This is a genomic window from Salinicola endophyticus, assembly GCF_040536835.1.
Lineage (GTDB): Bacteria > Pseudomonadota > Gammaproteobacteria > Pseudomonadales > Halomonadaceae > Salinicola > Salinicola endophyticus_A.
In genome coordinates, this window is sequence record NZ_CP159578.1 from 1,842,585 (window position 1) to 1,864,516 (window position 21,932).

Genomic DNA, 21,932 nt, shown 5'->3' on the forward strand with positions numbered 1-21,932 from the left:
GGGGCGCGGCATGACGGCAGCACAGCGCGGGGCGACCGAGGGCTTCGTACTGACCCGCCACTGGCAGGACTCACCGGCCGGGACGCGGGTCTGGCTATGGCTGGCGACGGACGCCGGCCCCTGCCGGGTCGAGCTGCCGCCGCAGGTGTCGGTGGCCTTCGTGGCGCGCGAGGCGCGGGCCGAGGTCGAGCGGTTGCTGCGTGACGAAGCGGAGATAACGCTGCGCGAGCTCGACCTGCGCGACTTCGCGCGGCGGCCGCTGCTGGGACTCTACTGCCGCTCGTATCGCCAGCTGATGCAGCTAGAGCGCCGCCTGGGCGAAGCGGGCATCGAGCTGTTCGAGGCCGACGTGCGCCCGCCGGAGCGCTATCTGATGGAGCGCTTCATCACCGCACCGGTGCTGGCCAGCGGCGTGGCGGACGACGCAGGTTCGCTGCAGCAGGCGCAGTTACGTCCGGCGCCGGACTATCGCCCCACGCTTACGCTCTGTTCACTCGACATCGAGACCAGCGAGCGCGGCGAGCTCTACTCGATCGGCCTGCACGGCTGCGGCCAGCGCATCGTCTACATGCTCGGGCCAGCGGCGGGGGCGGGCAGTGTGGCCGACCGCGAGCGCGACTTCGAGCTGGTCTACTGCGACTCGCGGGCAGATTTGCTGCAGGCGCTCAACGCCTGGGTCGCGCGTTTCGATCCTGATGCGATCATCGGCTGGAACGTGATCCAGTTCGATCTGCGCCAGCTGCAGCGCCACGCGGAGCGGCTCGACGTGCCGCTGACCCTGGGCCGTGGCGGCGCGCCGCTGGAGTGGCGCGCCCATGGTCAGCAGCCCAATCACTACTTCGTGACCATTCCCGGGCGCCTTGTCATCGATGGCATCGAAGCGCTGCGTCAGGCGACCTGGAGCTTTCCCTCGTTCAGCCTGGAGAACGTCGCCCAGACCCTGCTGGGCGAGGGCAAGGCGATCGACAATCCCTACCAGCGCATGGCCGACATCAATCGCATGTTCGCCGAGGACAAGCCGGCGCTGGCGCGCTACAACCTCAAGGATTGCGAGCTGGTCACGCGGATCTTCGCGCATACCCGGATCGTCGACTTCCTGCTCGAGCGGGCCAGCGTGACCGGGCTGGCGGCGGATCGCAGCGGTGGGTCGGTGGCGGCGTTCTCACATCTCTATCTGCCGCGCATGCACCGGCTGGGGTTCGTGGCGCCCAATCTGGGCAGCCGAACCGGCGAGGACAGCCCCGGCGGCTATGTCATGGATTCGCGCCCGGGGCTCTACGACTCGGTACTGGTGCTCGACTTCAAGAGCCTGTATCCGTCGATCATCCGCTCCTTCCTGATCGACCCGGTGGGGCTGATCGAGGGTCTTGCCGATCCCGAGCAGGCCGTGCCCGGCTTTGTGGGCGCGCACTTCTCGCGCACCCGGCATGCGCTGCCGGCGATCGTGGCGCAGGTGTGGGAAGGGCGCGAGGCGGCCAAACGTGAGGGCAACGCGCCGCTCGCCCAGGCGCTCAAAATTATCATGAACGCCTTCTACGGCGTGCTCGGCTCACGTGGCTGCCGCTTCTTCGACCCGCGGCTGGCCTCTTCGATCACCATGCGCGGTCACGCGATCATGCGCCGTACTCGTGAACTGATCGAGGCCGAGGGCTATACGGTCATCTACGGCGATACCGACTCCACCTTCGTCTGGCTGGGTGAAGCGCAGGCGGAGGAGGTCGCGGCGGCGATCGGCCAGCGGCTGGTCGCCCGGGTCAACGCCTGGTGGCGCGAGCACCTGCGTGAGCGCTACGCCCTCGACAGCGCGCTGGAGCTGCAGTACGAGACCCACTATCGGCGCTTTCTGATGCCCACCATTCGCGGCGCCGAAGAGGGCAGCAAGAAGCGCTATGCCGGCCTGGTGGCCGATGCCGAGGGTAGCGAGCACCTTGTGTTCAAGGGGCTGGAGTCGGTGCGCGCCGACTGGTCGCCGCTGGCGCAGCAGTTCCAGCGCGAGCTCTACCGGCGCATCTTCGTCGGTGAAGGCTATCGCGACTATGTCCGGCGGCTGGTGCGCGAGACCCTGGCGGGCGAGCATGACGACGATCTGGTCTATCGCAAGCGGCTGCGGCGCCGGCTCGATGATTACCAGCGCAATGTCCCGCCGCATGTGCGCGCCGCGCGTCTGGCCGACGAGTTCAACCGCCAGCTCCAGCGCCCCCTGCAGTACCAGAACGGTGGCTGGATCCGCTACGTGATCACCGTCAACGGGCCCGAGCCGCTGGAAGCGCGGCGCTCGCCGATCGACTATCAGCACTATGTGAGCCGTCAGCTGCAGCCGGTGGCCGACGCCATCCTGCCGTTCGTCGATGACGACTTCACGCGCTTGATCGACCAGCAGCTGGGGCTGTTCTAGGAACCTGTCGACCTTGATAAGGAGTTACGTATGACGACCGTCATGGCATCCGTTCAGTGGCAGGGCGCCGGTCAGCGACATCAGCTGGTGGAGAGTTTGCGTGCTTACCTGGATGGAGCGGTCTACCCCATCGATGAAACCCCCATCGATCCGGCAACTGGCGACACGCGCCAAGGTGTCAAGCATTTGGATGAGATCCGGGCCAACATCTCGGCTCAGATGACGCACCTGGAAGCGTTGGCGCCTTCACGTCTGCTTACGCTCTCCTGCGAGTGCTCTGGAGACATTGCGCCGATTGCCTACTTTGCACGTCGTCATGCTGACCTGCGGATTTTGTGGGTCGATGCCCATGCCGACCTCAATACACCCGCCAGCAGCCCTAGTGGAGACTTCCACGGTATGCCACTTCGAACACTGCTGGGCGAAGGGCCGCAGCCGATTCTGGACTTGCTATCTATCCACTTGACGCCAAAGCAGGTTGGGTTGGTTGGCGTGCGGGACTGCGACCCGGGTGAGCAGGATTTCATTGCCTCGCGACGGATTCGTCACTGGCTCGACCTCTCAGTCAGCGCTCGCGCGGAGATTGAGACTTTCGTGACAGGAAAACCAATCTACATACACTTCGATCTGGATGTCTTGGATCCCGATGACGAGAGCCTGGCGTTGTTCAAGACGCCTGACGGGTTGAGCTACCCGGATTTGGGACGCTGGCTGAGCTCGCTTGCCCTGCATCACACGGTCGTGGGCATGGGGCTGTTCGAGTATCACGATCCTATAGGCGAATTCAGGGAGCGTTACGCCGAGATCGTCGAGCTTTGTCGTCGCTGCCTGGGAACTGATCTGCCAGGCTGATCTTCGATGTCGGGTAGCATTCGATTAAGGGGCTTGGGCAGTCAATTGACAGTGCCACGGGGCGGTGCTAAATACGCGCTGCCGGCAATCGTGCCGGTGTTGCGTGGTGGCTCATGCCGCACGCTTTCCGAGGAATCATCGCCATGGCATTGCGCCACATCCTGTTCGCCGCCGTGACGGCCCTGGCCGTTGGCGGGTGTGCGTCCAACACCTTTGCGCCCAACTATCAGTCCAACAATACAGACGTGCTGCGGATCGGCGGCGAGCGCCCGGAGGCGGCGGCGCCGGCGGTCGAGAATCTGGGCTCGTTCTGCGTCCAGACCACCCAGCAGTGGAACGACCAGGGCAAGACGCCGGATGGCCAGCGTCTGTGGGTCAAGAGTACGCTGCGTCAGGCGGTGGCCTGCCGCTGAGCGAGTGGGTCGGCAGGCACAGCGTTACGCGCGGTGGCGGGCAGGCTGACGCTTGAGTGAGAGCCGAACCCTTCGGGGTTCGGCTTTTTCGTGGGTGCGGGCGCTGGCCGCGTGCGCGGGTGAGAGCTGCTACGCTGACTCGTCGCGGGCCGCGTCTTCGAGCCCCGTCACCGATGTCTCTCGTTCTCGGAGGTGAACGCCATGCGTTATGAACTCTATTACTGGCCGGGTATCCAGGGACGCGGCGAATTCGTGCGTCTGGCATTCGAGGACGTCGGCGTCGAGTATGTCGATATCGCACGCCTGCCGGCGGCGCAGGGCGGTGGCGCAGGGGCGGTCAGCGAGTGTCTGCATGCCGGGGGGCTGGGGCAGCCGCATTTCGCGCCGCCGCTGCTCAAGGCGGATGATGAGATGATCTCTCACGTTGCCAACATTTTGCTGTTTCTCGGCCCGCGCTTGTCGCTGGTCGCCGACGATCCGGTGCTGCAGCGTCGTGCTCATGGCTTGCAGCTCACGCTCAGCGATTTCGTCGCCGAGATTCACGATACCCACCATCCGATCGGGACATCGCTCTACTACGAGGATCAGCGCGACGAGGCGCAGCGTCGGGGCGTGCTGTTCGTCCAGGAGCGGCTGCCCAAGTTTCTCGACTACTTCGAGCGGGTGCTGGCGGTGAACGCCGACAGCGAGGCCTACCTGGTCGGCGGCGCGCATAGCTATGTCGATCTGTCGCTGTTCCAGGTGGTGACCGGACTGCGCTACGCGTTCCCGCGCGCCATGGGTCGTCTGGAGCCGGAGCTGCCTGCCCTGATGGCCTTGGTCGACCGGGTTGGGTCGCGCCCGCGGCTGGCCAGCTACCTGACCTCCGACCGGCGCCAGGCGTTCAACCAGTCGGGGATCTTCCGCCACTATCCCGAGCTGGATGGCTGAGTTCGGGTAGCCGCCGCGTGCGGCCCGGGAAGGGCCACGGCGTTCTGACTCGCGCGGCTGGCGTGCTACAGTAGAGACACTTCCGACTCACGGACAAGGAGGCAACGATGCCCTTACTCGATAGCTTCATGGTCGACCACACCAAGATGAACGCTCCGGCGGTACGTGTGGCCAAGCAGATGCGCACGCCCCACGGCGACGACATCACGGTCTACGACCTGCGCTTCTGCGTGCCCAACGAGGAGATCCTCTCCGAGCGTGGCATTCATACGCTGGAGCATCTGTTTGCGGGCTTCATGCGCCAGCATCTCAACGGTGATGGGGTCGAGATCATCGATATCTCGCCGATGGGCTGCCGCACGGGCTTCTACATGAGCCTGATCGGTCAGGTCGACGAGGCCACCGTGGGTGCAGCCTGGGAAGCCTCGATGCGCGACGTGCTGGCGCTCGAGGATCAGAAGTCGATCCCCGAGCTCAACATCTACCAGTGCGGCACCGCCGAGATGCACTCGCTGGACGAGGCCCAGCAGATCGCGCGCAATGTCACGACCCGCGGCATCGGCGTCAACTCCAACAGCGAGCTGAAGCTGACCGAAGAGTTCCTGGCGACGCACGGCGCCTGAGTCGAGGCGCCGCAAGCTCGAGCGCATGGTGCAAGGCCCGGGGCGTGACTGCCGCGGGTCTTTTTGTTTCTGGGTTTGTCGTTTCTGGGTCTGTCGCTTCTGGATCCGGCTTTCCTTGGCCCGGGGCGGGCCGCGCGGCGAACCTTCAGCGCGGGCGGTGTCCAAGGTGTGATGGTGTCGAGCGTGCTCATCCACGCGTTATCGGCGTTCGGCCCGGCTCGTCATTTTCCGTCACGCATCGTCTTTTCATCAGGACACCCCTCATGCTCGATACGGTTCAGCAGTTCTTCCAGCGGGTGCTTGCGCCTGCCCACGATCATCACGATGCGGTCACCCCGCAGCTGGCAGTGGCGGCGCTGCTCAGCGAGGTGCTGCGCGCCGACTACGAGGTCGACCCGCAGGAGCTAGCGACCCTGCGCGAGATGCTGGTGCGGCAGTTCTCGCTGAGCGGAGAGCAGGCCGATGCGCTGATCGCGGAGGCCGAAGCGCAGGTCGAACATGCGGTCGACCACTTCCAGTACGTGTCGCTGCTCAACGAGCGTTTCAGCTACGCCCAGCGGGTCGAGCTGGTCGCCGCCATGTGGCGCCTGGCCTACGCCGACGACGAACTCGCCGCCCTCGAGGAGCATCGCATCCGCCGTCTGGCCGACCTGCTCTATGTCAGTCACAGCGACTTCATTCGCACCAAGCTCGCCGTGCTCGAAGCGCGCGGCTGAGCACCGGTATCGTGACGGTCGCCGGCGGCGCGGAATTTCCGACCTCGGCCCTAGGGTATCCCCCTGCGTGACCGTTATACTGCCGTCAAAGCGCGGTCCGGGTGGCCGTGGCCGTCGACAGTGAGTCAAGGAGGGAACGTGACCGAGGGCATCAAGCACATCGTGGCCGTGGCGTCGGGCAAGGGCGGCGTCGGCAAATCCACCGTGACCGCCAATCTGGCGCTGGCCATGGCCGCCGAAGGCTATCGGGTAGGGCTGCTGGATGCGGACATCTACGGCCCGAGCCAGGCGCGCATGCTGGGGCTGCCGGAGAATACCCGCCCTGAGGTGGTCGACGAGAAGAACATGAAGCCGGTCGTCGCCCACGGGATCCAGGCGATGTCGATGGCGTTCATGGTGGATATCAATCAGCCCATGGTCTGGCGCGGGCCGATGGTCTCCGGCGCCTTCCAGCAGCTGCTCAATCAGACGCTGTGGGACGATCTCGACTTTCTGTTCATCGACATGCCGCCGGGTACCGGTGACATCCAGCTGACGCTGGCGCAGAAGGTTTCGGTGGATGGTGCGGTGATCGTCACCACGCCCCAGGACATCGCGCTGCTGGATGCGCGCAAGGGCATCGAGATGTTCCGCAAGGTGAGCGTGCCGGTACTGGGTGTGGTCGAGAACATGAGCCTGCACGTCTGCTCCCAGTGCGGTCACAGCGAGCCGATCTTCGGCAGCGGCGGCGGTGAGCGCATCGCCGAGCAGTACGCGACCCAACTGCTGGGCCAGCTGCCGCTGACGCTCTCCATCCGCGAGCAGGCCGATGGCGGCCAGCCCAGCGTGGTCGCCGAGCCCGATGGCGAGGTGGCACAGACCTTCCGGCACATCGCCCGCGCGGTGGCCAGCGGTGTCGCCGAGAGCGGCGGTACCGGGCCGAGTATCTCGTTCAGCGACTAGTTTCCGGTGCATGACCAGGCGCGGCCTTGCTGGCGGCGCCTGGCGTTCCCTTCGTGTGGGCGGGCCGCTATGATGGCGAGCCGATTCAGCCTTACCCATTTCTCGACCCGGCGCGGGGGAGCAAAGACTCTCCGTGACGCCGCTCCAAGGACACCTGCATGAGCATCAAATCCGACAAGTGGATTCGCCGGATGGCGGAGCAGGAGGGCATGATCGAGCCCTTCGAGGCGGACCAGGTCCGCTACGCCAACGACCAGCGCGTGATCTCCTACGGCACTTCCAGCTACGGCTATGACGTGCGCTGTGCCGACGAGTTCAAGGTGTTCACCAATATCCACTCGGCGGTGGTCGATCCCAAGGCGTTCGATGACAAGAGCTTCGTCGACGTCAAGGGCGACGCCTGCGTGATCCCGCCCAACTCCTTCGCCCTGGCGCGCACGGTGGAGTATTTCCGCATCCCGCGCAGCGTGCTGACGATCTGCCTGGGCAAGTCCACCTATGCGCGCTGCGGTATCATCGTCAACGTCACGCCGCTGGAGCCCGAGTGGGAAGGTCATGTGACGCTGGAGTTCTCCAATACCACCAACCTGCCGGCGCGTATCTACGCCAACGAAGGTGTGGCGCAGATGCTGTTCCTCGAATCCGATGAGGTCTGCGCGACCTCATACAAGGATCGCGGTGGCAAGTACATGGGACAGCGCGGGGTGACCCTGCCGCGCACCTGATCACGCAGGCTTTGGCCCCAGGGCCGGTCGTGTGATGAAAGACGGGGCGCCTCCGCCAGGGAGGCGCCCCGTCTTTGCATTTGCCCCGAGCTGCTCAGGGCTTTGCTCAAGCCGTGCCGGGTCAGACATCCGCCGCGCGATCGTCGCTGCGGTGCTTGATGGTCTCGGCGTAGCCATCCAGAAACGGCTTCTCTGCCGGGTCGAGGCGATCCATGCCGGCCACGACCCGGTGCCAGTAGGGGTAAAGCGGGGCGGGGCGTGTCAGCTGCTCTAGTTGGCGCTGCTCGGCCTCGCTCAGCGTCAGCTCGACGGCGGCGAGGTTGTCCTGCAGATGCGCTTCACTACGCGCGCCGACAATCAGCGAGGTGACACCTGGGCGATCCTTGAGCCACGCCAGGCACACGCGCGCCGGCGAGCAGTCGTGGGCTTCGCCGATGGCGATCAGCGCCTCGATAATATCGTAGGCGCGCTCCATGTCGTGGACATAGGGCTCGGGCCAGCCGTTGCCCTGGCGGGTGTCCGGCGGCGTAGGCTGGCCGCGGCGCACCTTGCCGGTCAGGAAGCCTTCGCCCAGCGGCCCCCAGATCAGCGAGCCGAGGTTCTGGTCCAGTGCCAGCGGCATCAGCTCGTACTCCGCTTCACGCGACTCCGGGGTGTAGTAGATCTGCTGGCTGATCGGCTTGGTCAGGCCGTGGAGCTCTGCCTTGCCCAGGGTCTTCATCATTTGCCAGCCGGTGTAGTTGGAGGTGCCCCAGTAGCGCACCTTGCCGCTGGTGACCAGATGGTGCAGCGCCTCCAGCGTCTCCTCGACCGGGGTGACACCGTCCCAGTTGTGGATCTGGTAGAGATCGATGTGGTCGGTGCCCAGGCGTTTGAGGCTGGCTTCCACCGCGCGGATCAGATGGTAGCGCGACGCGCCGCTGGCATTGGGGTCATCGCCCAGGGGGCTGCGGCCCTTGGTGGCGAGGATGATGTCCTGGCGTTTGTCGCCCAGCGCCTTGGCGGTGATCTCCTCGGCCTGGCCGTGGGAGTAGAGATCGGCGGTGTCGACCAGATTGACACCGGCTTCGAAGGCGATGTCGAGCAGGCGCCGAGCGCCCTTGACGTCGACGCTCGCTGCTTTTTCGAAACCGTGGCTGCCGCCGAACGGCACCGTGCCCAGGGTCAAGCTCGAGACCATCAGCCCCGAGTTGCCCAGCGGACGATATTGCATGCTCATATGGCCTCCTTGCCTGGCTGAATCGAGCCCCGCCGCGAGGCGGGCGGGGCTCTGTCAGTCTGGCAAAGATCGGCTCGGGAGCAAGTCTCAGCGCCTGGAGAAATACCTGGAGAAGCGCCGCTCTGGGCGGCGCTGATGAGCCAACACATGCCCTCGTGGGGCTACAGCTGGCCCGATTGCCACTGTGCTTCGCGGCTGGCGAGCGCGTCGGCGATGCCGTCGATGCTGTTGGAGGCGAGGCTCTCGGGCAAGGGATCGAAGCCGACGCTGGCGGCGAGCTGGCCATAGCTGCTGCGCAGATCGGCGTAGGCCAGGTCGCGGCGCAGATCCGCCTGCAGCGTATTCAGTTCGCCCTGGATCAGCTCCAGTTCGCCGATGCTCTGTGCCTGATAGCGATTGCGTAACTGCTCGACGATCTGGCCATCCAGGCTGACCAATTGCTGGCTGGTCTCGAACTGACGTTGTGCTTCGCGGAAGTTGGCATTGGCGACATGCAGTTGGGCCAGAATTGCCATCGACATGGCCTGGCGGCGTGCTTCCACGACTGCCTGGCCGGCTTTGGCTGCGTCGATGGCGGCGGGCCCGGAGAGCACGTTGAACAGGTTCCAGGTGACCTTCACGCCGTAATCGGCCCAGCTCTGATTGACCAGGAAGGAGTTGCTGTCGTAGTGGGCGCCAGCGGAGAACTCCAGGCCGGGCAGCAGGCGCAGCATGGCCTTGCGGGTCTCGGCGGCGCTGATGCGGGTTTCGTAGTCCTGTTCGCGCAGTTCGGGGCGCTGTGTCAGGGCCGCCTGTTCGAGCTGGTCGAGATCGATCGTGAGCTGAGGCACCTGATAGCCCGTCTCGGGCGCCAGCTCGATCTCGGTGCCCAGGGGCATATTGATCAGCGTCGCGAGCTCGGTCTTGGCCAGCGACAGCGCGCGGCGCTGCTCCTCGAGCTGACGCGTGGCTTCGATCAGGGCGCGCTGGTAGCTCAGCGTCTGGATGATGTCGCCGATACGCTGATCGCTGAGGCGGCGGCTGTTCTCACTCGCCTGATCGACTCGTGCCATCAGACTGTCGATCTGCCCCAGCAGGCGGTCGGCCGCTACGGCCCGCCAATAGGCCGAACGCACGTCCTGAATGATGGTGTGGACCACCTTGCGTCGGCGCTCCTGCACGATCAGGCGTCGATCGCTCTGCTGCTTGGCATTGACATAACCGACGCCGAAGTCGAGTACGTTCCACACCGTGGTCAGGTCAGCGACGCGGCGGTCGCGATCCAGTGAGGTCGAAGGTTCGAGCGACTGTGTGCCGGTACGAATGCTCTCGCTGCTGGAAGCGCTGACGTTGCTGCGCCCGGCGTAGCCGGCGGACAGCGCCATGCGCGGCAGCATGTCGAAGGTGGCCAGATCGACCTGGCGCTGGGCCATGGCCTCTTCCATGATCTTCAAGCGCCCCTCGAGGTTGTACTTTACGGCGCGCGCCATGGCTTCGTGCAGCGTGAGTGGGCCGCTGAGCGGCTCCTGGTCCTTGAACATCGTACGCAGATCCTGCTGCGCGCGCTGTTCGCTGACGCTGTGATCGATGGGCTGGCTGGTGACGGCGCAGCCACTGATGGCCAGAGCCAACAGGCTGACTGCGAAAATTTGCTTTTGACGACTCATCCTCGAACTTCCCCTTGGTACGGCATCTATCAATTATTGTTCGGCCTTTTGCTAGACCTTGGATGTCGGCTCGGCCATCTGCTCGAATGCCAGGGTCAGCCTGCTGACCTGGCGCCACTCGTCTTCACGTATCTCCTGCAACTGCTGAGCCAGGGTGGGGGCGCCCTGAAGCGCACGCTGGCCTGTATCACCGATGGCTGAGTCCGGGCGGAGTTGAATGTCGCCCAGTGCAGGCGGGGAGATGCCATCGAACAGCGCCGAGAAACTGCTGCTGCCGAAGGTGTTCTCGCTACCGCCGATGGCGCTCGCTTCAGTCGCTGCGCCGATACTCAGATTCGCAGCGCTGCTGGCGAAGACCTGGGCGATATAACTGGGGGCCAGGGCGCCATTGCGCATGAAGATATTGCCCACGGGCGGTATGCCGCTGCCCAGGTTGGGCACCTCGAATAGCGGGGTGGGGCGTAGGGGCGAGGTAAACAGAGAGGGCGCCGCCGATGTCTGTATCGGCTCGACTGTCGCGCCTACGCCAGGCTGCGTCAGCGGGATCGACGGATTAATGCGGAACTCCGGATCCCCCTGAATCTGGGACTGGGTGTAGGGCTGGCCGACCAGGCCACCCGGCAGCGCATTGCCGGCGGCGTCGTTGATGCCGGTAGCGATGTCGTTGAGTGCCAGTGCCAGGCTGCCGCTGCCGACGACATTGCCAATAGTGATCTGGTAGGTGCGCGCATCGATCTGCACCAGGCTGGTCAGATTACCCTGGGCGCTGCCCGTGCTGATCAGCGTGAAGTCCGACAGATCGACACCGCTCACGTCCTCGCTGAAGGTCAGCGTATAGCGCACGTTGCCGTCGGCGCTGGCGGTGGTATCCAGCACGATGGTCGCGCTAGGCACGGTGGTATCGATGCGCACGCCGGAAGTCTCTCCGACATTGTTCAGGGTCAGGTTCATGGCATTGCCGGCCGCATCGCGCACGCTGCCATCATTTGTCTGCAGGCCCGATACGGTGATGCCGTCCGCATCGTTGAGACCGGGTTGCAGGCTGTACTGGAAGACCAGCGTAGTGGTGCCAGAGCCTGCCACGTAGTCGGCGAAGACCGTGCTGCCGCCGATATCCAATGCCAGCCTTGGCGTGCCACTGACCACAACGGCTTCGTTGGCGTTGACCACGAATGTCAGGGTATCGCCCGCGTTGTACTGGACGCCGGCTGGCACGTCGACACTGGCGATAGTCGGAATCACGGTATCGACGGCATAGTTGCCCGATAGGGTGCCGCCAATACCGGTATTACCGGCTGCGTCCTGCACGCCTGGATTGTTCAGGGTGATCAGATTGCTGGCGTCGGTAACGGTGGCGCTGGGCGTCAGGGTGGCGGTCCAGGTGACGCCGCCATCGCTGGAGCCGAGGCCACTCAAGGCGCCGTTGGCCACGCTGAAGTCACCCGTGGTCAGGCCGGTCACCGCCTCGCTGAAGGTGATGGTCACGGTCGCCGTCTCACCGGCGGCCAGCGCGGTGTCGCTCAACTGGATGGCCGCGGTCGGGCGCAGGGTGTCGATGGCGTAGTTGTTCGAGTTGGTGCTGCCGCTGCCGAGGTTGCCCGCAGCATCCTGTACCCCGGTGTTGTTCAGGGTAATGACATTGCTGGTGTCGGCAATGTTGCCATTGGGCGTCAGAATTGCCGTGTAGGTGATGTTGTCCGAGGTGCTCAGATTGCTCAGGGCACCGTTGGTCACGCTGAAGTCGGCCAGGCTCAGCCCGCTCACCGCTTCGTTGAAGGTGATGGTCACAGCGGTGGTTTCACCGATGGACAGGGCGGTATCGGTCACCACGATGGTGGCCGTCGGCCGTTGGCTATCGATGACATAGTTGTTGGAGTCGGTGGTGCCGGTGCCGATATTGCCGGCGGCATCGGTGTAGCCGGTGTTGTCCAGGGTGATCAGGTTGCTGGCATCGGTGACGTTGGCGCTGGGCGTCAGAGTGGCGGTCCAGGTGACGCCGCCATCGCCGGAGCTTAGGTTGCCGAGTGCGCCGTTGGCCACGCTGAAGTCATCCGTGGTCAGGCCGGTCACGGCCTCGCTGAAGGTAACGGTGACCGTGGTGGTCTGGCCTGCTTTCAAAGTGGTATCGGCAACCACAATGCTGGCACTCGGGCGCTGGGTGTCGATGGCATAGTTGTTGGAGTCGGTGCTGCCGGTGCCGGTGTTGCCAACGGCATCGGCGTAGCCGGTATTGTCCAGGGTGATCAGATTGCTGGCGTCGGTAACGGTGGCGCTGGGCGTCAGGGTGGCAGTCCAGGTAATGCCGCCATCGCTGGAGCCGAGGCCGCTCAAGGCGCCGTTGGCCACGCTGAAGTCACCCGTGGTCAGGCCGGTCACCGCCTCGCTGAAGGTGATGGTCACGGTCGCCGTCTCACCGGCGGCCAGCGCGGTGTTGCTCAACTGGATGGCCGCGGTCGGGCGCAGGGTGTCGATGGCGTAGTTGTTCGAGTTGGTGCTGCCGCTGCCGAGGTTGCCCGCAGCATCCTGTACCCCGGTGTTGTTCAGGGTAATGACATTGCTGCTGTCGGCAATGTTGCCATTGGGCGTCAGAATTGCCGTGTAGGTGATGTTGTCCGAGGTGCTCAGATTACTCAGGGCACCGTTGGTCACGCTGAAGTCGGCTAGGCTCAGCCCGCTCACCGCTTCATTGAAGGTGATGGTCACAGCGGTGGTTTCACCGATGGCCAGGGCGGTATCAGTCACCACGATGGTAGCCGTCGGCCGTTGGCTATCGATGACATAGTTGTTGGAGTCGGTGGTGCCGGTGCCGATATTGCCGGCGGCATCGGTGTAGCCGGTGTTGTCCAGGGTGATCAGGTTGCTGGCATCGGTGAAGTTGGCGCTGGGCGTCAGAGTGGCGGTCCAGGTGACGCCGCCATCGCCGGAGCTTAGGTTGCCGAGTGCGCCGTTGGCCACGCTGAAGTCATCCGTGGTCAGGCCGGTCACGGCCTCGCTGAAGGTAACGGTGACCGTGGTGGTCTGGCCTGCTTTCAAGGTGGTATCGGCAACCACAATGCTGGCGCTCGGGCGTTGGGTGTCGATGGCATAGTTGCCCGAATCAGTGCTGCCGGTGCCGGTGTTGCCGACGGCATCGGTATAGCCGGTGTTGTCCAGGGTGATCAGGTTGCTGGCGTCGGTGACATTGGCACTGGGCGTCAGGGTAGCGGTGTAGGTGATGTTGTCCGAGGTGGACAGATTGCTGAGCGCACCGTTGGCCACGCTGAAGTCACCCGTGGTCAGCCCGGTGACCGCTTCACTGAAGGTGATGGTCACTGTCGCCGTCTCACCGGCAGCCAGCGCGGTGTCGCTCAACTGGATGGTCGCGGTTGGGCGTAGAGTGTCGATGGCGTAGTTGTTCGAATCGGTGCTACCGCTGCCAAGGTTGCCCACAGCATCCTGTACCCCGGTGTTGTTCAGGGTAATGACATTGCTGGTGTCGGCAATGTTGCCATTGGGCGTCAGAATTGCCGTGTAGGTGATGTTGTCCGAGGTGCTCAGATTGCTCAGGGCACCGTTGGTCACGCTGAAGTCGGCCAGGCTCAGCCCGCTCACCGCTTCGTTGAAGGTGATGGTCACAGCGGTGGTTTCACCGATGGACAGGGCGGTGTCGTTGACCACGATGGTGGCCGTCGGCCGTTGCGTGTCGATGGCGTAGTTGTTGGAGTCGGTGGTGCCGGTGCCAGTATTGCCGGCGGCATCGGTGTAGCCGGTGTTGTTAAGGCTGATCAGGTTGGTCGAGTCGGTGACGTTGGCGTTCGGCGTCAGGGTCGCGGTCCAGGTGATGCCGCCGTCGCTTGAGCTGAGATTGCCGAGTGCGCCGTTGGCCACGCTGAAGTCATCCGTGGTCAGGCCGGTCACGGCCTCACTGAAGGTAACGGTGACCGTGGTGCTCTGGCCTGCTTTCAAGGTGGTATCGGCAACTACGATGCTGGCGCTCGGGCGCTGGGTGTCGATGGCATAGTTGTTGGAGTCGGTGCTGCCTGTGCCGGTGTTGCCGACGGCATCGGTATAGCCGGTGTTGTCCAGGGTGATCAGATTGCTGGCGTCGGTAACGGTGGCGCTGGGCGTCAGGGTGGCGGTCCAGGTGACGCCGCCATCGCTGGAGCCGAGGCCACTCAAGGCGCCGTTGGCCACGCTGAAGTCACCCGTGGTCAGGCCGGTCACCGCCTCGCTGAAGGTGATGGTCACGGTCGCCGTCTCACCGGCAGCCAGCGCGGTGTCGCTCAACTGGATGGCCGCGGTCGGGCGCAGGGTGTCGATGGCGTAGTTGTTCGAGTTGGTGCTGCCGCTGCCAAAGTTGCCGGCCAGATCCGTCACGCCGGCGTTGTTCAGGGTGATCAGGTTGCTGGCATCGCTGATGCTGGCATCTGGCGTGAAGGTGGCCGTCCAGGTCAGGCCGCCATCGCTGCTGCTGAGGCCGCTGAGGCTGCCATTAGCCACGCTGAAGTCGGCGATGTCCAGGCCCTGTACGGCTTCGTTGAAGGCCACGGTGACGGTGGCGCTCTCGCCGATGCGCAGGGCCGTATCGCTGAGGGTGATGCTGCTGGCAGCCGGGCGCACGCCGTCTACCACCAGGGCCTTGTTGGCGCCGAGGGAGCCGGCGGCCCCAGGCATCGGCAGGATCAGGAGGGCGGCCTGGCTGGTGCCGTCCTGAATGCTGCCGCCGTTGAGGCTCAGGGCCGACGTGGAGGCGTAGTCGAGGTCGGCGGAGCTGTCACCGGCCTGTACGGTGTAGCTGAAACTCAGGGTGTCGCTGCCCGAGCCGGAGAGATAGCTGAGTACGCGATCAGTGGTACCGGTTTCCAGGGCCAGGGTCGGGCTGCCGCTGACGTTCACGGCGCTGCTGAACTGGACGGTGACGACGATGGTGTCGCCGATCTTGTAGGTGCCGTTGGCCGCGCTGGACGAGACGCTGGTGATCGTCGGTGTGGTGGGGGCGGTCAGGGTCAGGTCATTGCCGGTGCCGCCCGCATAGCTGGTGGTCAACTGGGTGCCATTGCCGGCTGCGTTGAATGTGCTGCCCTCGCTGAGGCCGCTGAAGTTGCCGGTGATGGCATCGGCGGCATCATTGAGGATGACCGTGTAGTTCTCGCCATTGCCGGCCGCATAACCATGGTTGACCGCCAGGGTCGCGCCGGAAACGTCGACGTTACCATTGACCACGACCTGATCATAGCCGGTGCCCGCACTGGTGCCATTGATATCCAGTGCCAGGGTGCTGCCTGCATCCAGGGTCAGGTTGCCATTCACGCTCAGGGTGCCGGCAGCGCCGTTGCCTGGGGAGAGGGTGCCGCCGTTCTGCACGCTGACGTTGCCACCCAGGGTGCCGCCACCGGCCAGGGTGGCGCCATTGGCCACGGTGGTGGCGCTATTGGTGCTGCCGTCGACCCGCAGAGTACCGGCGGAAACGGTGGTGCTGCCGGTGTTGGTATTGCTGGCCGAGAGCGTCAGGCTGCCGCTGCCCGTCTTGGTCAGGCCGCCGCTACCGCTGATCACCCCGGAGAGCGTCGCGGTGGCGCCGGCATTGAGGGTGGCCACGCCGGTCAAGGCCAGGGCATTGTCGATGGTGGTGTTGCCGGTGATCTGCAGGGTGGTGCCGTTGGCCAGGTTGAGGCCGCCAGCGCCGAGGTTGCCGTCACCGGCGACGCTCAAGGTGCCGGCATTGACGTTGGTGCTGCCGTTGTAGCTGTTGCTCCCGCTCAGGGTCAGCGTTGCGGCGCCGGTTTTGGTCAGGTTGTTGCTGCCGCTGATCACGCCGGAGAGTGTGGTGTCTGCGCCAGTATTGACCGTGGCGTTACCGTCCAGGGCAATGGCGTTGTCGATGGTGGTAGCACCAGTGACGGCCAGGGTGCTGCCAGCTGCCAGAGTCAGCGTGTCGCTGCCCAGATTGGCATCGCTGGCGACGCTCAGGGTGCCGGCGCTGACGGTGGTCTCACCGTAGCTGTTGCTGCCGGACAGGGTCAGGGTCGAGGCGCCCGCCTTGTTCAGGGTATAGGCACCGCTGACCGCGCCGGACAGGGTAGCATCGGCTGCTGCCGTGACCGTGGCGTTGCCGCCGAGGACGATGGCATTGTCGATGGTGGCCGCGCCAGTAAGCGCGAGCGTGGTGCCCGCGGCCAGGTTGACTGCGCCTGCGCCTAGGTTGCCGTCGCTGCTTACGCTCAGGGTGCCGGCATTGAGATAGGTGGCGGCGTAGCTGTTGCTGCCAGAAAGCGTCAGGTTACCTGCGCCGCTTTTCGTCAGGTCGTAAGCGCCGCTGATGGCGCCACTGAGAGTAGCGGCGTCGCCGTTGTCGATGGTGCTGTTGCCGGTGAGGGCGATGGCATTGTCGATGGTCGTGGCGCCGGTGATGGCGAGTGTGCTGCCAGCCAGGGTCAGGCCGCCCGTGCCCAGGTTGCCGTCACCCGCGATCGACAGCGTGCCGGCGGAGACGGTGGTGGTGCCGCTGTAGCTGTTGCTGCCGCCCAGGGTCAGGGTGCCGCTGCCCTGCTTGACCAGCGAGCCGCTGCCGGAAATCACCCCAAGAACCGAGGTGTTGGTATTGTCGCCGCCGGAGGTCAGGGTGTGGCTGCCCAGTTGAATGCTGGCGTTGGCGTTGTTGCTCGCCAGGCTGCCGATGGTCTGATCCGAGAGCAGGGTCAGCACGCTGTTGCCGTTGACCCGCACCGCACTGCCGCTGGACACCGAGGCGTCGCCATCGAGCTTCAGCCAGCCGTAATTGAGCAGCGTGGTGCTGCCGGTATAGCTGTTGTTGCCGGAGAGGGTCAGTGCATGGCTGGCCGAGCTTGTCTGGTTGGTAGACAGACCGCCGCTGCCACTGATATCGCCGGAGAAGGTGGTGTCTGCGGTCTGGGTCGTCGTCAGGGTACTGCTGCCCAGGTTGATCGCACCCGCACCGGACAGGTTGCCGGTGGTTTCGCTGCTCGATAGCGCCAGGGTGGCGCCTGCGGCGATCGACACGCTGCTGCTGTCGGAAAGGGCACTACCTCCGGCGACAGTGAGCGTGCCGGCGGAGAGGGTGGTGGCGCCAGAGAAGCTGTTGCCACTGCCGGAGAGGGTCAGATTGCCGGCCCCGGCCTTGGTCAATGCGCCGCTGCCGGCGACCACGCTGACGATGGACGCGCTATCACCCGAACCGTTGCTGAAGGTCTGGGTGGTGCCCCCGGCCAGGGTGACGGTGCCGCCGGTTAGCGTCAGGCCGCTCGCCGCGTCGAGATCGAAGGTCAGGTTCTCGTTGAGCGACACGGCATTGAGGTTGAGCGTCTGGCCGGCCAGGGAGGCATCGAAGACAAGGGTCTGGCTGCCGGTATTGTCAGCGGCTGCGATAGCCACGGCCTCGCTGAAGCTCACACCATTGCTGACGTTGATGGTGGCCGTGTCGGTGTTGTTGGTCACGTAGACGAAATCGCTGGTGACCGTGGTCGTGGCGCTGGTGCTGGCCCCAGCGTCGTCATTGAGGGTGAAGCGAATGCTGGCATCACCAGCAGGGGTATCGCTGCGGTAGGTGATGCGCTGTGCCACGTCGTTGATCAGCGTGGTGGTGGCGTTGGTGGCGCTGCTGGTGAAGTTGATGGTCAGCACGCCATTGCTATTGGTGAAGGTGGCGAAGGTCTGCCCGTTCGCCTGCAGGTTGCTGCCGCTGACGCTGAACAGAGCCCCAGCGCTGGTGGTGTCGAAGCCCAGGATATCGCTGCTCACTGCCGTGCCGCTGCGCTGGATCACCAGGCTGGCGCCGGACCAGTTGCCGTTACCACCGTTCAGTGCGCCCAGCTCGCTGTCGGTCAGGCTGGCGTTGCTGCCCAGGTCGAGGCGCACGGTATTGCCGACGCCGTTCCAGGCGACGCTGTCGCCGTTCAGGTTGCCGATCACCGGCGCGTTGTTGCCGCTTTTCAGGTCGACCAGGTTCAGTTGCTGCAGATCCATGTTGGCTAGCGATGAGGCGCCGTTGGTGTTGGTCACGCGCAGGGTGAAGGACGAGATGTCATTGTACTTGGAGGGGTCCAGGTCGACGGTCAGCGGCCCCTGGGCACCGCTGTAGGTAAATGAGTCATTGACAGCGATGCCGCCCGAGGTGGCGCTGAAATCGAGCCGGTAGTTGCCGCCGAAGCTCTCGATGACCATGCCGTCGAGGTCGAATGTACCCAGGTCGACATCGTCCGCGGTCCAGGTCAACTCGTAGTAATAGTTGTTGGCGCCATCCTTCTGCGTGCTGGTATTGAAATAGATGGAGTTTGGCGAGCTGGCCCGCTCCGCTCCGGTCGATTCGGTGATGGTGAAACCGTCGACGGTGTTGCCGCCGGTATTGTTGTTCCAGTAAGTATCGCCGAACGACTGGTTGGCCGAGGGCAGCGCCAGCAGATTGTCGTAGTGCGCCAGTTGCGCCATGTCCAGCACGTCATGAGCGGCGATCTCGCCACTCTGCCGCTCCAGCTCCCAGTCCCCGCCCATGGCGGACGCACCGGTCCGGTCGGAGGAGGCCGCTATGTCCGCCCGGGTCAGCGTTGCCAGCTGTTCCACCAGGGCGGCGCCGCTGTCGCTGCGGCCGATGTCGCAGCCATAGAGCAGAATGTCACCGTCGCTGCTGAGGCTCGCGCCGATTGCGGCCAGCTCGGCCGAGTGGCTGGCGACGTTCTGGCTGTCCAGCGTGGTCGTGCCCAGTTTCAGCAAGCCTTCGTCGCCATGGCTGAGAATATGAATGGCATCGATATCCTGCCGGCCTTGCAGGTACTCGGTGATCTGTTGCAGGCCATCGCCACTGCCGTCGAGTACCACCACCTCGACTCCGGGGCGTAGCGAAGCGATCAGTTGTTCCTTGTCGGCCACCTGGCCATCGATGAACACCAGATCCTGACGCTGGTCGGATGTGGCACTCTCCGGCGCTGCGGCCAGTGTGTCATGCGAGGCGTCACTGGTGCTTGCCGCATCCGGGGTGTCGGCGGGCTGGCTGTCAGCCGTATCGGCGACGGTAGCGGCCACGGCGCCATCGAACATCATGCGCGCTTCGAGGCTGATGGCCAGGGGGGCATGCGACGGGCCGGTATGGGTCTTGGCGCTCGTCGAGACTTTCAGCAGTTTCCGTAACACTAGACACTCCTCACTCGGATTCAGCGTGCCCGCACTCTTCGGGCGCCGGGCCGCGCGTGGAGTAGTGAACGGGTATGCCAAAGTAACAGCACGTCGTTGGATTTAACGGCCAGTAAACGCAGTCTACTGGGTTCATATCGAAGAATGGGAGATGGCAGACGAAATAAATATTCGCTCGCACTAATAGACATGATGAGTCATTAATGACAATGAACCGCAAGCAGGATGGGGGCGGTGTGGATGACTCCGTGGCCATGTGGCTAAAAAATCAAGGGAATAGTCATGAGCGATCAGTCCTACATCGGTGCGATCAGTGGTTGGGCACCCTACTTCGCGCCGCGCAACTGGGCCTTTTGCCAGGGGCAGTTACTGCCCATCAATCAGTATCAGGCACTCTTTTCCATCATCGGCACGATCTATGGGGGAGATGGTCAGACCAACTTCGCCCTGCCCGACCTGCAAGGCCGTGTACCCATCGGGGAGGGGCAGTTGCCAGGCGGTTCGGCGTATAAACTCGGTCAGAGGGCAGGCCAGGAAACCGTAACCCTGACCGAGCAGCAGATGCCCGCTCATAGCCATAGGGCAACGGTCACGGCCACGGCTCACCTGCCGGCCAGCGATGAGCCGGCCACGACGGCCACGCCGACAGCCGACACCGTGTTGGCCAGTGCCAACGGCGCCTTGGGTCGAGAGTCCGTCGATGTGAAGATCTACGCGCCGGCCTCTACTAGTAGCTCCGTCATTTTGCCCCTGAGCGCGACGGCCAGCGTGACCGTGGATAACGCTGGCGGCAGTGGGTCATTTTCCATTCTCCAGCCCTTTACCGTCATCAACTACATCATCTGCCTCCAAGGGATCTTCCCCCCACGCGGCTGATGGCTCGAGGAGTATTGCAATGGATATCGACAGCTATATGGGGGTTATCGCCCCCTTTGCCGGCAACTTCGCGCCGCGCGGCTGGATGATCTGTAACGGGCAGCTCTTGTCGATCGCCCAGTACACCGCGCTGTATTCGCTGTTGGGCACGACCTATGGCGGGGAGGGCCGCACCACCTTTGGTTTGCCCAACCTCAACGGTCGAGTGGCCATGGGCGGAGGTCAATATCGGGATGGCTCTATGGGCGGGACGGAGAGAGTCACGCTGCAACCTTATGTTCTGCCTGTTCACAAGCACGCCGGGGCGGCTCATGCGGACGTTACGTGGCAGGCAACAGCGATGCCAGCCGATGCTAGCCAAGTCTGGGGGGCCGCCACGCTCGCGGAGAGCGTGGGGGCTTCTGGTCGCGAGCCGGTAACAGTGCAGATCTACGCCCCGGCGTCAGGCACGGTAGAGCTGCCTGCGCAACTGCAAGTGGGTGCGCAACTGGCTGTCAGTGGTCAAAACCAGCCCGTGGACATCCGGCAGCCGGTATTGGGCTTGACGCAGTGCATCTGTATCGAGGGAATCTATCCTCCTAGGTCGTGATCGCTCGCCACTATCAGGCCTAGTTGAACTGGGCCTGATAGTGGCGCAGGCCGTCGCCGGGAGAGACGATCGGGCTCAGGTAGAGCAGGTATTCCTGACCGCTGGCGCTCTTGAGACGGTACTGGGCCTCCAGCAGCATGACGCTCATGGGGGTGGTGAATATCAGCGCGAAAGGTTGGCGATGGCCACCATTCGTGCCCGTGCCTTCTATCAGTCTGTGAAGTGTCAGTTGCACCGGTTCGGGCACGGTTTCTGCTGTGAACACCTGGCCGATTTCCGCATTGAATGCCTGGGCTGTCAGGCCTTGAGTGTCGATGAGCATGCAGTCACTCTTTTATGTATTACATGGTGGGATAGAGGCCTTAGCCGTGACAACAAAGTATATCAGCCCATGGCCGAGATAAAGACGATCGCGAACTTCCGGCGCCGTATTGCCAATGAGACCGATACCCCCTGGCTGCGTCAGCTCTTCGCTCAGTTGCGAGGGTTATCTCCGGACTTGCAGGCCACTTGCCCTGAACTATTGGAGCAACAGTGGCAACTGCAGCGCCGGGTCTTGACCAGCCATTATCCGAGGGCACTTACCGAGATCGTGCTGATCGACGCTGAGCCGGTCGGCGCGCTCACCTGGCACGCGGGGGCGACATCCATTCGCCTGTTGGATATTGGCCTTGAAGCCCAGCACCGCGGGCAGGGGCTGGGCGAGCGATTGCTGAAAGAGCTGATCGGCCAGGCCGACCTGCAGGGCAAGGCGCTCGAGCTGGCGGTGATGCGCCACAATCCCGCGCTGCGCCTTTACTTGCGCTTGGGGTTTCACGTGCAATCCGGCGCGCAGGATGAGGTTCAGCTACAGATGCGCCGCGAGCCGCAGCGCCTAGGCTGA

Annotated in this window: 15 protein-coding genes; 11 read left to right on the plus strand and 4 right to left on the minus strand. The window is 64.2% G+C overall.

Annotated features, from left to right (window positions below):
* Window positions 1-10 precede the first annotated feature (10 nt).
* The 8 genes from ABV408_RS08370 (at window position 11) to dcd (ending at window position 7,596) form a co-directional block, all read left to right on the plus strand.
* A complete protein-coding gene (locus ABV408_RS08370) occupies window positions 11-2,395 on the plus strand; it encodes a DNA polymerase II (protein ID WP_353981947.1) in 2,385 nt (794 codons plus the stop codon).
* A gap of 30 nt (window positions 2,396-2,425) precedes the next feature.
* On the plus strand, window positions 2,426-3,247 hold the full coding sequence (locus ABV408_RS08375) for an arginase family protein (RefSeq protein ID WP_353981948.1): 822 nt from the start codon (window positions 2,426-2,428) through the stop codon (window positions 3,245-3,247).
* A 143-nt stretch (window positions 3,248-3,390) separates the two neighbouring features.
* Entirely contained in the window at window positions 3,391-3,660 is a 270-nt protein-coding gene (locus ABV408_RS08380; protein WP_207034593.1) for a hypothetical protein, read from the plus strand.
* 201 nt (window positions 3,661-3,861) lie between these two features.
* On the plus strand, window positions 3,862-4,590 hold the full coding sequence (locus ABV408_RS08385) for a glutathione S-transferase (RefSeq protein WP_353981949.1): 729 nt from the start codon (window positions 3,862-3,864) through the stop codon (window positions 4,588-4,590).
* 107 nt (window positions 4,591-4,697) lie between these two features.
* Entirely contained in the window at window positions 4,698-5,213 is a 516-nt protein-coding gene (luxS, locus tag ABV408_RS08390; protein WP_353981950.1) for an S-ribosylhomocysteine lyase, read from the plus strand.
* Between the two features lie 263 nt (window positions 5,214-5,476).
* Complete coding sequence (locus ABV408_RS08395; protein WP_207034591.1) at window positions 5,477-5,929, plus strand: TerB family tellurite resistance protein; 453 nt, start codon at window positions 5,477-5,479, stop codon at window positions 5,927-5,929.
* Between the two features lie 138 nt (window positions 5,930-6,067).
* On the plus strand, window positions 6,068-6,871 hold the full coding sequence (gene apbC / locus ABV408_RS08400) for an iron-sulfur cluster carrier protein ApbC (protein WP_207034589.1): 804 nt from the start codon (window positions 6,068-6,070) through the stop codon (window positions 6,869-6,871).
* A 158-nt stretch (window positions 6,872-7,029) separates the two neighbouring features.
* Window positions 7,030-7,596 carry a dCTP deaminase gene (gene dcd, locus ABV408_RS08405; RefSeq protein ID WP_353981951.1) on the plus strand — a complete coding sequence of 189 codons (567 nt, stop codon included), beginning with the start codon at window positions 7,030-7,032 and terminating at the stop codon, window positions 7,594-7,596.
* Window positions 7,597-7,717: 121 nt separating this feature from the next.
* On the opposite strand, the gene ABV408_RS08410 is transcribed toward dcd, so the two are convergent.
* The 3 genes from ABV408_RS08410 to ABV408_RS08420 form a co-directional block, all read right to left on the minus strand.
* Window positions 7,718-8,815 (minus strand): aldo/keto reductase, encoded by a 1,098-nt coding sequence (locus tag ABV408_RS08410; protein ID WP_353981952.1) that lies wholly within the window; start codon window positions 8,813-8,815, stop codon window positions 7,718-7,720.
* Window positions 8,816-8,976: 161 nt separating this feature from the next.
* The gene (locus ABV408_RS08415; protein WP_353981953.1) at window positions 8,977-10,461 is read right to left on the minus strand and encodes a TolC family protein; all 1,485 of its coding nucleotides are present in this window, start codon (window positions 10,459-10,461) and stop codon (window positions 8,977-8,979) included.
* Window positions 10,462-10,512: 51 nt separating this feature from the next.
* On the minus strand, window positions 10,513-19,584 hold the full coding sequence (locus ABV408_RS08420; protein WP_353981954.1) for an Ig-like domain-containing protein: 9,072 nt from the start codon (window positions 19,582-19,584) through the stop codon (window positions 10,513-10,515).
* Window positions 19,585-19,866: 282 nt separating this feature from the next.
* On the opposite strand from ABV408_RS08420, the gene ABV408_RS08425 reads away from it, so the two are divergent.
* Together ABV408_RS08425 and ABV408_RS08430 are read left to right on the plus strand one after the other, a co-directional pair.
* Entirely contained in the window at window positions 19,867-20,460 is a 594-nt protein-coding gene (locus tag ABV408_RS08425) for a tail fiber protein (protein ID WP_353981955.1), read from the plus strand.
* Between the two features lie 19 nt (window positions 20,461-20,479).
* Window positions 20,480-21,049: a tail fiber protein gene (locus ABV408_RS08430; protein ID WP_353981956.1), complete on the plus strand. Its 570-nt coding sequence runs from the start codon at window positions 20,480-20,482 to the stop codon at window positions 21,047-21,049.
* Window positions 21,050-21,068: 19 nt separating this feature from the next.
* Here ABV408_RS08430 and ABV408_RS08435 read toward each other — a convergent pair whose 3' ends face one another.
* Complete coding sequence (locus ABV408_RS08435; protein ID WP_353981957.1) at window positions 21,069-21,371, minus strand: DUF6916 family protein; 303 nt, start codon at window positions 21,369-21,371, stop codon at window positions 21,069-21,071.
* Window positions 21,372-21,440: 69 nt separating this feature from the next.
* Here ABV408_RS08435 and ABV408_RS08440 point away from each other — a divergent pair, with 69 nt between their 5' ends.
* Window positions 21,441-21,932 carry a GNAT family N-acetyltransferase gene (locus ABV408_RS08440; protein ID WP_353981958.1) on the plus strand — a complete coding sequence of 164 codons (492 nt, stop codon included), beginning with the start codon at window positions 21,441-21,443 and terminating at the stop codon, window positions 21,930-21,932.

Excerpts from the sequence above, each read along its gene's own strand:
- dcd (WP_353981951.1), top strand. The coding sequence starts at position 7,030 with ATGAGCATCAAATCCGACAAGTGGATTCGCCGGATGGCGGAGCAGGAG.
- ABV408_RS08370 (WP_353981947.1), top strand. The coding sequence starts at position 11 with ATGACGGCAGCACAGCGCGGGGCGACCGAGGGCTTCGTACTGACCCGC.
- ABV408_RS08440 (WP_353981958.1), top strand. The coding sequence starts at position 21,441 with ATGGCCGAGATAAAGACGATCGCGAACTTCCGGCGCCGTATTGCCAAT.
- ABV408_RS08375 (WP_353981948.1), top strand. The coding sequence starts at position 2,426 with ATGACGACCGTCATGGCATCCGTTCAGTGGCAGGGCGCCGGTCAGCGA.
- luxS (WP_353981950.1), top strand. The coding sequence starts at position 4,698 with ATGCCCTTACTCGATAGCTTCATGGTCGACCACACCAAGATGAACGCT.
- ABV408_RS08430 (WP_353981956.1), top strand. The coding sequence starts at position 20,480 with ATGGATATCGACAGCTATATGGGGGTTATCGCCCCCTTTGCCGGCAAC.
- ABV408_RS08395 (WP_207034591.1), top strand. The coding sequence starts at position 5,477 with ATGCTCGATACGGTTCAGCAGTTCTTCCAGCGGGTGCTTGCGCCTGCC.
- ABV408_RS08425 (WP_353981955.1), top strand. The coding sequence starts at position 19,867 with ATGAGCGATCAGTCCTACATCGGTGCGATCAGTGGTTGGGCACCCTAC.
- ABV408_RS08435 (WP_353981957.1), bottom strand. The coding sequence starts at position 21,371 with ATGCTCATCGACACTCAAGGCCTGACAGCCCAGGCATTCAATGCGGAA.
- ABV408_RS08380 (WP_207034593.1), top strand. The coding sequence starts at position 3,391 with ATGGCATTGCGCCACATCCTGTTCGCCGCCGTGACGGCCCTGGCCGTT.
- ABV408_RS08410 (WP_353981952.1), bottom strand. The coding sequence starts at position 8,815 with ATGAGCATGCAATATCGTCCGCTGGGCAACTCGGGGCTGATGGTCTCG.
- ABV408_RS08415 (WP_353981953.1), bottom strand. The coding sequence starts at position 10,461 with ATGAGTCGTCAAAAGCAAATTTTCGCAGTCAGCCTGTTGGCTCTGGCC.
- ABV408_RS08385 (WP_353981949.1), top strand. The coding sequence starts at position 3,862 with ATGCGTTATGAACTCTATTACTGGCCGGGTATCCAGGGACGCGGCGAA.